This window comes from Microcystis sp. M165S2 (assembly GCF_020245885.1).
In the GTDB taxonomy this organism is placed as follows: domain Bacteria; phylum Cyanobacteriota; class Cyanobacteriia; order Cyanobacteriales; family Microcystaceae; genus Microcystis.
Genome location: NZ_JADBTZ010000018.1, coordinates 1 through 14,020, shown reverse-complemented (window position 1 = coordinate 14,020; position 14,020 = coordinate 1). Strand labels below are relative to the sequence as shown.

At 41.9% G+C, this 14,020-nt stretch carries 14 protein-coding genes; 1 reads left to right on the top strand and 13 read right to left on the bottom strand.

What is annotated here, in order from left to right; genetic code table 11:
* Positions 1-104: 104 nt before the first annotated feature.
* From IM479_RS01040 to IM479_RS00985, 12 genes are all read right to left on the bottom strand, one after another.
* Positions 105-935: a metal ABC transporter permease gene (locus IM479_RS01040; RefSeq protein WP_287686590.1), complete on the bottom strand. Its 831-nt coding sequence runs from the start codon at positions 933-935 to the stop codon at positions 105-107.
* 136 nt (positions 936-1,071) lie between these two features.
* Positions 1,072-2,430, bottom strand: coding sequence for a thioredoxin-disulfide reductase (gene trxB, locus IM479_RS01035; RefSeq protein ID WP_287686589.1), 1,359 nt, complete (start codon positions 2,428-2,430; stop codon positions 1,072-1,074).
* 221 nt (positions 2,431-2,651) lie between these two features.
* Positions 2,652-2,777: a hypothetical protein gene (locus IM479_RS01030; RefSeq protein WP_287686587.1), complete on the bottom strand. Its 126-nt coding sequence runs from the start codon at positions 2,775-2,777 to the stop codon at positions 2,652-2,654.
* A gap of 72 nt (positions 2,778-2,849) precedes the next feature.
* Positions 2,850-3,029 (bottom strand): hypothetical protein, encoded by a 180-nt coding sequence (locus tag IM479_RS01025; RefSeq protein WP_287686585.1) that lies wholly within the window; start codon positions 3,027-3,029, stop codon positions 2,850-2,852.
* Complete coding sequence (locus IM479_RS01020; RefSeq protein ID WP_287686583.1) at positions 3,001-3,474, bottom strand: Panacea domain-containing protein; 474 nt, start codon at positions 3,472-3,474, stop codon at positions 3,001-3,003. The genes IM479_RS01025 and IM479_RS01020 overlap by 29 nt, the downstream gene beginning before the upstream one ends.
* 185 nt (positions 3,475-3,659) lie before the next feature.
* Positions 3,660-4,430 carry an HAD family hydrolase gene (locus tag IM479_RS01015; RefSeq protein ID WP_287075864.1) on the bottom strand — a complete coding sequence of 257 codons (771 nt, stop codon included), beginning with the start codon at positions 4,428-4,430 and terminating at the stop codon, positions 3,660-3,662.
* 73 nt (positions 4,431-4,503) lie between these two features.
* The gene (locus tag IM479_RS01010; protein WP_287686581.1) at positions 4,504-5,697 is read right to left on the bottom strand and encodes a hypothetical protein; all 1,194 of its coding nucleotides are present in this window, start codon (positions 5,695-5,697) and stop codon (positions 4,504-4,506) included.
* Positions 5,698-6,057: 360 nt separating this feature from the next.
* On the bottom strand, positions 6,058-7,056 hold the full coding sequence (locus IM479_RS01005) for an AvaI/BsoBI family type II restriction endonuclease (RefSeq protein ID WP_353737577.1): 999 nt from the start codon (positions 7,054-7,056) through the stop codon (positions 6,058-6,060).
* On the bottom strand, positions 7,029-8,441 hold the full coding sequence (locus IM479_RS01000; protein WP_287686578.1) for a DNA methyltransferase: 1,413 nt from the start codon (positions 8,439-8,441) through the stop codon (positions 7,029-7,031). The genes IM479_RS01005 and IM479_RS01000 overlap by 28 nt, the downstream gene beginning before the upstream one ends.
* A 130-nt stretch (positions 8,442-8,571) precedes the next feature.
* Positions 8,572-9,654: an ATP-dependent 6-phosphofructokinase gene (locus IM479_RS00995; RefSeq protein WP_286824505.1), complete on the bottom strand. Its 1,083-nt coding sequence runs from the start codon at positions 9,652-9,654 to the stop codon at positions 8,572-8,574.
* Between the two features lie 252 nt (positions 9,655-9,906).
* A complete protein-coding gene (gene gltX / locus IM479_RS00990; protein ID WP_286824506.1) occupies positions 9,907-11,349 on the bottom strand; it encodes a glutamate--tRNA ligase in 1,443 nt (480 codons plus the stop codon).
* A 176-nt stretch (positions 11,350-11,525) separates the two neighbouring features.
* The gene (locus IM479_RS00985) at positions 11,526-12,002 is read right to left on the bottom strand and encodes an NAD(P)H-quinone oxidoreductase subunit N (RefSeq protein WP_286824508.1); all 477 of its coding nucleotides are present in this window, start codon (positions 12,000-12,002) and stop codon (positions 11,526-11,528) included.
* A gap of 312 nt (positions 12,003-12,314) precedes the next feature.
* Between IM479_RS00985 and IM479_RS00980 the strand changes: the two genes are divergently transcribed.
* On the top strand, positions 12,315-13,184 hold the full coding sequence (locus tag IM479_RS00980) for an ABC transporter permease (protein ID WP_287686576.1): 870 nt from the start codon (positions 12,315-12,317) through the stop codon (positions 13,182-13,184).
* Positions 13,185-13,210: 26 nt separating this feature from the next.
* Here IM479_RS00980 and phoU read toward each other — a convergent pair whose 3' ends face one another.
* Positions 13,211-13,879 (bottom strand): phosphate signaling complex protein PhoU, encoded by a 669-nt coding sequence (gene phoU, locus IM479_RS00975; protein ID WP_287672416.1) that lies wholly within the window; start codon positions 13,877-13,879, stop codon positions 13,211-13,213.
* Between the last annotated feature and the right edge of the window lie 141 nt (positions 13,880-14,020).

Here is a 14,020-nt window from a genome sequence, read left to right as displayed (position 1 = left end):
CCCCAATCCCCCATCCCCCCACCCCCAACCCCCAACCCCCACCGAAAAACTTTTTCAGCAGACCCTAGATAACTTGTTCTTATCACCACAACTAGGGGAGAGCCTTAAAGATTAGATATTTTTCTGGTGATAGTTAGGATGAAAGGTTTCCAAGCAAGACTGATTAAATAACCCAATCCTGCCACTAAAATAATTGTCGCCCCTGAGGTGAGATTTAAACTATAGGATAACCACAAACCCACTAAAGTAAAGACAATTCCTAAAATAATCGCTAGGATCATCATTCCCTTCATATTTTTAACAAATTGTCCACTGATAGCGGCGGGAATAGTTAGTAAAGCAATTACCATAATTAATCCTACCACCTGCATTACTGCGACAATAGTTAAGGCGGTTATTCCCATTAAACCTAAATAAATTATCTCCACGGGAATATTGCGAATAATCGCAAAGGTTTCATCAAAAGATATGGCTAACAACTCTTTATAAAAGATACTAACTAAGGTTATAATTAATATATCTATGCCCGCCATTATCCATAAATCATCCCTCGGTACAGTTAAAATACTACCAAAAAGATAACTCATTAAATCAGCTTTATAACCGGGGGTTAAATCAATAAAAATTACCCCAATCGCCATACCAATCGCCCACATCACCCCGATTAAAGTATCAGATCTCTCCCGGATGCGACGCTGTAAAAAACCCATGCCTAAAGCCGAAAAAAAGGTAAAAAATATCGCCCCCACCAGGGGATTAATCCCAAAAAAATAACCGATTCCTATGCCTCCATAGGCAGCGTGAGCGATTCCACCACTGATAAAAACCACGCGATTAACTACTACCAAAGTACCAACAATCCCACAGGCAATACTAACTAATATTCCTGCGGCGATGGCATGGCGCATAAAATCAAATTGTAAGACCTCTAGCATAGGGTGTTGGGAAGTGGGAAGTGGGGTGTGGGGTGTGGGGTGTGGGGAGCTTTTTCAGTAAACAGTAATCAGTAAACAGTAAACTAAAAACTCACATCTGATAACTGATAACTGATAACTGATAACTGATAACTGATTATTGATAACTCTCAATTACTTGACGAAATTCGCTTTTTTGTTTGACTCCGCGCATTTCTTTTACTAATTCCCGCTCCTTAAAGAATTGTACCGTGGGAGTCCCGGTTACTTGACCCATTTTGGCAATTTCTGGGTCAGCTTCGATGTCAATTTCCACAAAATAAATTTTGCCATCGTACTCATCGACCACTTTATCTAAAATCGGTTTCAGGGTTTTACAGGGGCCACAGGTGGGAGAAACATATTTTACCATTAACAAGCGATCGCCATCGTGGAATAATTTCCGCAAAGCATAACCCCCAACGTGATGGGTTTTGTTAATATCAAAAGTTTCCTCCGTATCGGCCGGGGTTTCGCTAACGGTTTTCGTCTCGTAATGTTCAGAAGTGGCTGATTGACGGTATTCTTGGATTAAATTATGCTCCGATAACCATCTTTCTGCCAATAACGCCGCCATACACCCCGTACCTGCGGCAGTGATGGCCTGACGGTATTCGTGGTCCTGCACATCTCCTGCGGCAAAAACCCCCTCGACGCTGGTAGCAACAGTCCCCGGTTTGACTTTCACATAACCCACCTCGTCTAATTCTAGTTGTCCTTGGAATAGGGAGGTATTGGGAGTGTGACCGACGGCATAAAATAACCCTCTAACGGCTAATTCGCTGATTTCTCCCGTTTGCGAGTTTTTAATGCGTAATCCTGCCATTTTACTGCCTGTACCGAACACATCCACCGCTTGGGTATGAAAATGAACGGTAACTTTCGGATTATTTAACACCCGGTCCTGCATTGCTTTCGAGGCGCGCATCGCTTCCCCGCGTACCAATAAATGGACGTGAGAGCCGTATTTAGTCAAATATACGGCTTCTTCCGCCGCCGAGTCACCGCCACCAATCACAGCGAGGTTTTCCTCTCTAAATATCGGTGTAGCACCGTCACAGATAGCACAAGCGGAAATCCCGTTACTCCAGAATTGAGCTTCGCTGGGTAATCCTAAGCGTTTGGCAGTGGCTCCCGTGGCGATAATAATACTATTGGCCTTAACTTCCCGGTCGGTGGAACGAATGGTAAAAGGACGCTGACTTAAATCCACCGAGATAACATCTTCGGTATAGCATTGGGTCCCCCATCTTTCGGCCTGTTCTTTCATTCTTTCCATGAGCTTCGGACCGGTGATTCCTTCGGGAAAACCGGGGAAATTTTCTACTTCTGTGGTGGTCATCAATTGTCCCCCCGGAATGCCTCCCGCTTGGAAACCCTCAAACATCAAGGGTTTTAAGTTCGCACGCGCCGCATAAATCGCCGCCGTATATCCCGCGGGTCCCGAACCAATAATGACTAAATTCTCGACAGTCATAACCGTAAATGCAACTCATAACGACTACGCTTTTTAGTATAGCAGCATCAGTTATCAGTTATCAGTTATCAGTGTAATACTAAATCCAGTTATTAAAGACTGATTATCTATTCCTGCTTTTGCCTATTGCAAGAGTGCCTTTTGCCTATCCTTATAAGTAGCCTATACTCAACGGATTTAGTGTCATATGGGTCGTAACCCACCAAGAAGTAGATTTCTGCCTAAACATCCAGAATCTCTCGGATAATAGCTTTTAAATCGGCATCAGCAGGACGTTTGACAAACTGCTCATGGCTGTAAATCCAAACCAGTTTAACTGTGTAGGTAGTCGCGCTCACTAAATACATTAATCTAATTTGCCCCGCAGCACCTTTTGAAACCCGGATATCGAGCTTGTGAAAAGTCCAGCCTTCCGGCAACTAAATTTTCCCCGGTAGAGGTTCCTGGCGGGAGTTATGGGGATATTGGTCATCGATTAAATCCTCTAAAGTTTTGGCAATAAGTTCAACAAAGCTATTTTTGTGAACTTTTGCCAGTTTTTTGAAAGAGCGCTCGAAGTTGTCAGAAGATTCAATCGAGAAGAGAATTGAGCCAGTCATGCACTTCTCCTTTCCCAATAGGATGAGAAGATTTCGTAGCCAATGCCTCCTTCAAAACTTCAGACATGGCCGGTTTGTAGGCAGGATGTTCCTGTTCTATCAAATCAAGCTTTTGATAACCTAATGCTTTCATATCATCAAGGAGAATTGGCTCTGTGGAACTTTCTTCTGGTGGCAGACCTTTACGAGCCTTTTTCCAAGGAAACTCCGCGTGAGTCATATCACTCAACCGATAGGCGTGGTAGTTACCGAAATATTGCCAAATTTCTTCTAAAAGTTCTTTTTTCTCCGATGGCAGCCCAGACAAGGATTCTTGGCGAGGAATTGGTAATTGTTTAGCCTCAAAATCACTGTAGAACTTATAAGCAGCAGGACAAACGGGACTGTAACGCCATGCCTGAATTTCCTCCTTAAACAATGGTTCATCGTATAGGGACAAATGCAAGCTCTGTGCATAATATAATAAAGTAGCGAGCCACAGTCAGGCAGTCAATCATAGCTCCACAAAATTTCTAAAATATCGACCTTTGACCATTGTAGAAGAAATTGACAATTAGTACAAGTGTATAAAGAAAGCTTAACAACTCCATCGGGTAATAGGCGAAGTTTTAATATTTGTCGTCACTGACTCTACCAGTGGGTAAAATCTGCCGCAAATTGAGATAGGGATAACAGCTTAATACGGGTATCTTGAGCAACTTTTTGGCGCATTTGAGCGGTATTATATCCCCAATCGGCTAAATATAAGCCCACATCGTTTAAATCTGCTTGTTGTTGCACTAATTCCAAAGCATCGAGACGATCCTCGACAAACCACAAATTAGCGGGAGATTCGGGTAAATCAGCCAGTATTTGCTGAATAGTCAGGTATTTCGGCTGTTTAATCTCTTTGCCAATTAATCTCGCTTCGGGAAAATTAATTGCTACTTTTTGTAACAGTTGCTTGACAAAACGACTTTCTTTTGTAGTGATGATATAAACCAAAAAATCCGAGTCTAAAAGAGAGGCCAGGCGATCGATTGCGGGTTGATAAAATTGATGTAAGGCTAACCAAGACTCTAGATCCGACTCAATCCATCGATCCCTAAGACCATCGAGAGCATTTGAGAGAACTTTTTTCGCTATTTTCTCCCTTTCTAGCAGATTTTGCCGAATTGACGGCCAATTATTTAAAGCTTCCTCGTCGGGAATACCGAGAACGAGCGATCGCAACAGTAAAGGCATTTCCCAACCGGTTTCGATAACGGGACGAAGTTGCGAAAACCTCGGGAAAAAATCCTCGGGAATTATTTCCGGCCAAAGGGTTTCATAGGTGCGTTTGCTAATCTGAAAATACTCGATCATGCCATCACAAAGAACACCATCAAAATCCAGTGCCAGAATGCGGGGGGATTGATTCATAAATGCTGGTTTAATCTAAATAATGGCAGTATAGCGCAGGGAAAATTAAAAAATTGTCCAAGACATCACGCTATTAGCTATTCTTTGCTTCACCGTTGACATAACATAGCTGTCTGATGATTTCTGTAACAGAATTTTTCAATCCCTCTACATGAATCCAACCCACATATACAGCATATACGATATTTTGATGATTGTCCTGTATATAAACATGATGGACACGATATAAATCTGAGCTTAAATAAATATAACCACTAGCATCTTTAAATTTACCTTCTAGTAATATTTTTTCTTTTAAAGGTTTCATTTTTACCACATCTTTAGTTACTCCAGATATTTTGGCTATTCTTTCTATGGCAAGATCAACACAGGTGTTATTACTGTAACTATTGCCATGATTATAATCCTGCTGATTAAAATAAATTGTCTCTACGATATTTTTAGCCACTTTATCTGATGCTAGGTAATAGGTATGAGCATTAAGGGAATTTAAGACAACGGCAGCAATTTCTACGGAATCAAAAATATTGCCGGTCGCTTCTAGATAATAATCGCTCATTAAAATCTTGGATACATCGGTTATAGAATCAAAAAGAGGACGAATTGGATAAGCGATAATATCGGAGGAATTGATTAGATTATTCCAGAGCAAACGCTGACTTTGATGCTGGCTAATAAATTTTTCAATTTGATTAGCATCAATGCCTAGAGTTAGATTTAAAAATGGGATCGGTGAACCCATCGTTGTTACACTAAATAGGGAAAGTTTGCCCCGTTCTTTACCGATAAGATCACGAATTTCATGAGCGGGATCTTTAGGATCAAAACGCTCGGAAAATAACAGATCCCAAAGGATTACAGTACCCAAAGAATGGGCCACTATATGTAATTCGGTTTCCTGGGGATAAGCTTGAACAAGATCGATTAATTGATCAGCAATAATGCGGCGAATTTGGTTTCCTCGATCGCTGCCTAAATAGCTAAATGCGTCACCGATAAAATAAGATAAATACTCTTTTCTAAAATTTTGATAGCGAAAGGATTGCTCGGTGTTAAAATTAATATTTTTCTGTTTTTGTGTCTGTAATTCTTGCTCGATATCTCGCCATAATTTTTCGGTTCCTTTGAGAACATTTCCCCAAAATCCTGCATGACAGTAGGGAATCGGCAGATTTTTGCGTTTACATTCTTCTTCAATTAGTTTGATTAATTTATTGGCATAACTAGCATCTCTTGTGGCCACTCCGTGAATAAAGTAAATCAGCATGATAGGTTGATCTCAATAAGCGTTGATCGGAATCTCTCTTAATATACCCTTCTAGCTTCAGAAAATATCAGGATGGAACGAGATATGGTAATGCAGAAGTTATCCTCTTTGTCAAGAGATGGTGGGTTACGCATTGCTAATCTATAGGATGATATTCATTTGGAATAATTGCGGTGGGTTACGCGTTGCTAACCCACCCTACTGGACTAATTGATTGGGGAGATGAAGTTAAATAAAGTTACCTGCCACCAGATTATTACTATTAACTATTAATCATTTAGGTTTACTGGCGAAATTGCCGAAAAATAATTATCAGAGTTTATCTTTATTTGAGGGGTAGTTTTGTAGATGTTAACTAGGTTAAAGATGGCATAGCCAACGCATAATTGAAACCAGGTGATTATCATTGGTTAAGTTACCGGCATTGGTGAGTTTTTTCGTCTCTAATTGCTGATAAATTTCCCTAGCCATTTTTGGTTCAATAGCAGCGCCGATAAAAAAAGTATAAGGATGCTTAGAGATTTTTCTAAAAGCATCATCAATTCTCTGCAAAGCAGTACGAGCAGTTTTCCAATGTTCATCTGCTCCTGCGGGATCAATCCCACCTTTTAATTCTCCGAAAGCAATGTATAAATCAGGAGATTGTAAGGTTTGTTTTTTGATTTTTTGATTAGCTAATTGCGTCGAATCACATTTTAAAAGGCACAAATCAATATTGTTGTTATTAACAAGGGGAACATTGACATTATAAATTATTGTTCTTGGTTGGCTGTTATTTAACCAGCTAACACCTCTAACCAAGATTTCTAGATTAGGTGTCATTTCTTCAGCTTCTCTCCATTGATTATTACTAGAATTGAGCCAATCATAAGCAATCCCTGCTACTCTTAAAGTTGCTAATAGAGAACGAGTAAATTTACTTTGAGCTAAGGAGCCACCTGCATTTCTCATGATTCCTCCTAAAGTGTCACCCCGAATCAATAGAAATCTATAGACTAACTCCTCGACAAAATTAGTCCCCGCAGGTTCCAGAAAATTGACAATTAATTCTTGAATTGCTTCTACCTTGTCTTGGGGATGTAAATAATTTTTAGCTTTATCAGAAATTCCCGATGCAGTTAATAAAGCTGCTTGAATATCTGGGATGTTTAGCAAATCTCTAGCATTGTTTACGGTTTGGGCAATAATTTTTAAGGTTCTTGCTTCTGCAATTAAAGGAGTAGCTCTCTGATTTTTTTCTAAGGCTAGAGCAATAAATCCTGAACGGATAGCTTCATAGGTAGTCTCCAAATCACAACTTTGGTTTAAATGCAAGAGATAGGGTTTTTCCATTAAGGCTTTCTCCACACATAAATACATTTTCTTAAAGATTCTCTACCATGACATCCCATTTGCTGACTACTATTACCTTTTCCATTAGGAACTACTAAAATATTTTCTACTTTAAATCCAATTTCTTCAGCAATTTTTGACAAAATTAAATCTACAGAAATACTAGCTCCCGCATAACGAACGTTATCATTAATCATACAGAAAATACCAGAGGATTTCATAACCCGAAAGCATTCATAAATTAGACAAGACATTTCCAGAAAATACCCCCTGATCATCCGAGGAATACCATGATTATTTAAGGCCTTGCTTGATTTTAATTCCTCTAAATAATCCAGGACACTTTCTAATAATTTTTGACGATCAGTTATGGCAATGACTGGCGACCATTGTTCATTTATTTTTAGTAACTCTTTGGGTTTATTTTCAACAGTGCAACTAAGCATTTGTTGACGTAATTGTTTTAATTGTAGTTGATCTATTCCCAATAGAGCCAATTCCAAAGCGTAGATACGAGTATAATCATAGCGATTACAATAAGGAGGAGAAGTAATAATAGAATCGTATTTTTCTGAGGAAATCTCTGGCAAAATCTCAAGACAAGAACCTTGATATAGTTGAATTTTTCCCTGAGGATAATCTCTAGAAAAAAGTTCCAATTGTTGCTGACTAGGCTCTAAATCTGCGAGAATTTCTCGTAACTTGCTATGGAGGGCAATTTTAAAGTCTAAAATTTCCCCTTTGTCAAATATATTTTTGCCCTGTTGTCTCCCAGAACGATAATCCCAACGCAGGTATTGACCATCTTTTCTAGTATAGCTAATTGATTCGAGAATAGAAAGTAAGGCAAATTTTAAGATCCCTTGCACTCGCTCATTCTCTTGAGCAATCAACCCTAAGTAACTTTCTATACAAGCCTGATTTTCTTGGGGATATGCTCCTTGAGTAATTGGTAATTCTAATAACTTAACTTTGTAATCTACCTGTTGCCAAAGGCTATGGTTAGACCAATACTCTAGACGATATATATCATCACTATTTAAGCCATTTTCTAAAATTTGTCTAGTAATAATTAATTCCTGTCCAATCGGCAATAGTTCTATTCCATCTGCTGATAAACCCCTGGCCGCCGCCGCAAATAAAGTTGTTCCGCTGCCGGCGAAAGGGTCTAGTATTTTTCCTTGTTTGATACCATATTTTTCTAGAAGATAAACTATCAGATCAACGGAAAAACCCTCTTTATATTTATACCAGCGATAAATAGGTTGATTCTTATTACCTTGAAAACTCACTAGGGTACGAGATAATTGCTCAGAATCAAGTAATTTGTTTTGAAAATAATTAAATAATTCTCGATCGAGATTGTTGATTTCTAACAATCTTTCTGCTACATTAACTGGACTATTAATCATTTAGGTTTACTGGCGAAATTGCCGAAAAATAATTATCAGAGTTTATCTTTATTTGACTTGTAATTTTAATCAGTGGGGAAAGGGCGATACTTAAGGATTAATTCTCGCACCGATTCCCCTAGATTTAATCTCAATCCCCTAGACAAATACCCAAACCCCTGGCGGTTTTGACTAAAGTTTCTTCGGGATCGACGACGCGATAGGTTTTAATCGCCTCCTCAATGGGAACACTGACCACTTGCCGATTTTGCCAGGCCACCATGCGATCGAATTCTTCCCGGGCAATCAGATCCACGGCCGCAACGCCAAAAGCCGCCCCCAGTAAGCGATCCATTGGAGAAGGAATACCCCCCCGTTGAATGTGGCCCAGGAAAGTCACTCTCGTTTCGGCCCCGGTTTCCCTGGCAACTTCTTCGGCTAAATAGCGACCGATACCCCCGAGACGATCTTCCCCTAGGGCTTTCTTTTGTGATAGGCGATCGCCGGTTTCCGTACGCACAGCCTCGGAGACAATAATCAGAGAAAACTGTTTATCCATACGCTGCCGTTGCCGGATCTTCTCGCAGATATTCTCTAATCGGTAGGGAATTTCGGGAATGAGAATGATATCGGCCCCCCCCGCAATACCGGCAGCCAGGGCGATATGGCCGGCATCTCTACCCATAACTTCTAGAATCATCACCCGGTTATGACTAGCGGCGGTAAAATGGAGGCGATCGAGGGCTTCTGTGGCGATATTAGTAGCTGTATCGAAGCCGATGGAGACTTCTGTAGCTCCCACATCATTATCGATGGTTTTGGGGATACCAATCAGATTAATGCCTCCCTGTTGGGCAATACGGCGCAAAATCGCCAGACTACCATCGCCACCGATGCCGATCAGGGCATCCAGTCCCAGACTATGATAGCCGTCAATGATTTCCTGAGAGCGATCGATCAGGGTTCCATCCGGCATCGGGAAAGCGAAGGGATCCCCCTTATTGGTAGTACCGAGAATTGTTCCCCCCATCACCAACAGGCGATCGACTCCTTCAATATCAAAGATAGTGGTTTTTGGGGGACGGTTAATTAATCCGTTAGTTGCTTCTCGAATACCCACCACTTCCCAGCCATAATTGCCACTGGCATGGTGGACAACGGCACGAATGGCGGCATTTAAACCCGCACAGTCACCACCACTGGTGAGAAGTCCAATTCGTTTTTTTTCACCCATAGGTTTTTGTTAGGAGATTAACAAATCTATATTTAGGGAAAAGTTGCAGATAATGCCTGAAAATTAAGAAAGTTTCTAGATCGTCCCTGACAGCTAGGGGAAAAATCCGCTCCCATCCCCTCAGTAATCGATCACGAGCAGGGTATGCAGGGCGACACGGATTCCCATTATACTAGAAAGTATATAGCAATCTTAGGGCATTTGTCAACCCTAATGTACGATAAATTTTCTGATAACTGATAGCCAATCAATTTAACTATTTACTGCTTGCTGAAGACGGGATATATCCCAACCTTTTTGATTGAGAAGTAGCCAAGACTGCATTAAATCTGGACCGTGTAACTCCCCCATCAAAGCGGCGCGCAGAGACTTCATCACTAGACCTTTTTTAACCCGATGGGCTTTAGTTGTTGTCTCAACAATCCCCTTAGCAACTTCTCCGGTCAAATCGGGAGTAATAGCGGCGAGAATATCCTTGATAATATCCTTAACTCCCTCTAATTGTAATTGACTTAAAGCCTCCTGATTATAATTAGCCAGAGGGGTTAAAAGTAGGCGACTTTCGGCGACAGCATCGCTTAAACGAGTTAAACTCGGACCGATGAGAGTAGCCAATCCGATCAACCAAGCTCGATCGGTTTCAGCATCAAAATTATACCCTGCTTCTTGCCAGTAGGGGAGAAGTAAAGGCACTAATTCCTCACCGCTTAAACGATGGAGATATTGACTATTAATCCAATCCAATTTAGTCCAGTCAAATTTTGCCCCCGCTTTATTTACCCGTTCTAAACTAAACACTTCAGCGGCCGTTTCAAGGGTAAAAATTTCTTCAGTGGAATCGGGAGGAGTCCAACCGAGGAGAGTCATGTAATTAACCAAAGCTTGCGGCAGAAAACCCAGTTTTCGGAAATCCTCGATCGAAGTGACTCCATCCCGTTTAGATAACTTACGACCCTCCTGATTTAAGATCAAAGGAGTGTGGGCAAACTCCGGCACTTTTGCCCCTAAAGCTTCGTATAAAAGAATTTGTTTAGCCGTATTAGCGATGTGATCTTCCCCACGAATAACATGGGTAATTGCCATATCGATATCATCAACAACTACCGCTAAATTATAGAGAGGCTGACCAAAGTTTTCCTCGGCATTTTCGCAGGTACGAGCGATCACCATATCTCCCCCTAAATCACTACCTTTCCAGATAACTTTTTCCCGGATTAAATCCTGCCAAATAATTTCTCGATCATCATCAATAATAAAACGAATTACTGCTTTTCTTCCCCCTTGCTCGAATTGAGCTTGTTGTTCGGGGGTGAGATAACGATGACGATTATCGTAACGGGGGGCAAGATTGCGGGCTTTTTGTTCTTCCCGCATTTTTTCCAATTCTTCCGGGGTACAATAACAACGATAGGCTAAACCTCGATCGAGCAGGGTTTGAATGGCCTGACGATAATAATTAAGGCGTTGAGTTTGAAAAAAAGGACCTTCATCCCAATTCAGTCCTAACCATTGTAGGCCCGCTTGAATATTTTCCGTATATTCTGGTCGAGAACGTTCTAAATCTGTATCTTCCACGCGCAAGATAAATTTCCCCCGGTGATGATGGGCAAAAAGCCAGTTAAACACGGCTGTGCGCGCTGTTCCAATGTGTAAATTTCCCGTGGGACTGGGGGCAATACGAACTCTCACTGTCACGATTTAACTCCTAGATTTTTTGCGGCAACGATATCCCATATTATTGCAAATTCACCTAGGCCAACTCGCGAAATTAAGAAAATTAAATGAATAGCTACCAAAGGGTGCGGGAGTCTCCCTCTCCGGGGAGAGGGGTTGAGAGAGAGATATTTTAGTACCCGTATTATTTCGGTAATTTAGGCAGCGATTAAAGATTTGCTCAAAAGTTGCCAACGAAAATATCTTTCCCCACCCAATTCGAGGACAAATTTTAACCGGGGTTCCTGTTGACTAAGATTAATTAAGTATTGTTTTTCTTCCGAGGACAAAACAAAACTTTCAATAATCCAAATCACTAAACCTTTAGATTTGGGGGGTAAATTTTCCAATTGATAGGTAGCAATGGGAGGAATAAAATAAACCGGTCCCACGGCTGCTTCCTGACCAATATTTTTTTTACCTAAATGGGGGGGACGGACTCCATGAATGCCGGTAAGATAGGCACTTAAATCGCCTAGACCTCTAGCGGTGATATGCAGGACATTGTAACCAGTGGCCCGTAAACGTCTTTGATAGCGTCCCTCGTAACCCCCTTCTAAGGGTGCGTAAACCCCTAAAGCACCGTATTGTTCCAGATCGCGAATAAATGGTTTTCCCGTGGTCAGTAGTGCCATAGCTAGTAAAAAAATCTTTTTCCCTATAATCGCACGTTTTGTTAAGTTGTGCGTCAGCTGAACAAAGAAAGACTTAAGATCAAAGATAGAGAGAGACAATCGCTACTCTCCCAAGGAGGTAATATGTTTCACGATCTCCTTTATCCCAACGGACTGCTTTATATCCTCATTAAACTAACTGTTTTAGCTTTAGCAGTCTTGCTCTGGTTTACGGTCGTTTCGGCCCCGGCTGTCTGAAAAAAATCCTGCTCTTGTCGCAGGTTGGCCTTGTCTTCTACAATTAGCGTTCTATGCAATGCCTGAATTTTGTCGATGACTCCTGTTAAATTGCCGATCGATCCTTTTCTGAAACCCAACCTAACTACTAAGCTCCTAGTAGTTGGGTTGGTATTGACAATTATTTTTATCCTGATTGCCCTGTTTTCGCCCCTTCTGCAAGCGATCGGACTGATTCAGGATTCAACCGACATTTTAAGCAATTATCCCCTACAAGCCCCCAGTTCTGCCCATTGGTTCGGGACGAATGTGCGCGGTTATGATGTCTTTTCCCGCACCCTATTCGGGGCCCGGGCGGCCTTGTCCGTGGTATTTTTGGCCACAGGATTATCTTTGGTCATCGGGGTTCCTTTAGGGTTAATTAGCGGTTATTTGGGGGGTAAGATCGATCGCGTTCTCCTCTTTCTCATGGATACCCTCTACACCTTGCCGGGGTTATTATTATCGGTGGCTCTCGCCTTCGTCTTGGGTCGTGGTATCTTCAATGTAGCGATCGCTGTTAGCATTGCCTATATTCCCCAATATTTTCGCGTGGTCAGAAATCAAACTGCCAGCGTTAAAAATGAATTATTTATCGAAGCAGCGCGAGCGATCGGGGCCAGTCCTAGCCGTATATTATCAAAATATCTTTTCTTTAATGTCGTCCAGAGTGTCCCGGTTCTGTTTACACTCAACGCGGCGGATGCGATCCTTGTTTTAGGCGGTTTAGGCTTTTTAGGCTTAGGATTACCGGAAGAAGTGCCGGAATGGGGTCATGATCTCAAGGAAGCTTTGGCGGATTTATCTACAGGTATCTGGTGGACCACTTTATTTCCCGGATTAGCAATGACCACGATGGTGGTGGGTTTATCCCTCTTGGGAGAGGGGTTAAGTGAAATTTTTAACCCCCTGAGTCGTAAACGCTAAAAGCGAGGTCAGAGTTCGAGACACCCTCAGCCTCTCTGTCCGGTAACGATGTAAGATACCCTTTGGGCGATATTGGTGGCGTGATCGGCCATGCGTTCCAGATGACGGATTAGCAAAGCCATCAGCAGGATTGGTTCCACCACACCCTTAATATCTCTTTGATGGGCGAGAGTGTGATAAAGATGCTCATAGGCTCGATCGACCGTATTATCTAGTTCTTTGACCTTTTGACCTGCTTCTTGATCGAGGTCGGCCAGGGCGACAAGGCTCGTGGCTAACATATACTGAGCATGGTGGGACATAGCCTCGATCTCACTCATACAATCGTGAGGAGTATAGGCGAATAATTTGAGCGCTATTTCAGCCAAATCCTTGGCATAATCGCCGATACGCTCCAAATCGCGCACTAATTGCATAAAAGCACTTAACAGCCGCAAATCTTGAGCTACGGGAGCCTGTAGCGTCATGAGAGTGGCACAATCTAACTCGATTTGACGGTAGTAGCGATCGATTTCCTGATCGAGGGGGGCGATTTTTTTCGCCATTTCCAAATCCCTAGCAAAAAGGGATTGATGGCTAAGACGAAAGGATTCTTCGACCAAGGTTCCCATTCTCAGCACATCCTGTTCCAATCGCTGGAGAGAACGAGCGAAATAGGTGCGATCGGGATGATTGGTTTCTTTGGATAGGCTCACGGTCGGATTCGCTTAACATAAAACTACTCTTTCTCTACAGTGATAACAAGAAAATTTTAGATTTTGCACAGTTGTCTAGAGAACTTGACAGATTTTTTGGGGGATGGGGGTTGGGGGATGGGGGATGGGGGATGGGGAAAT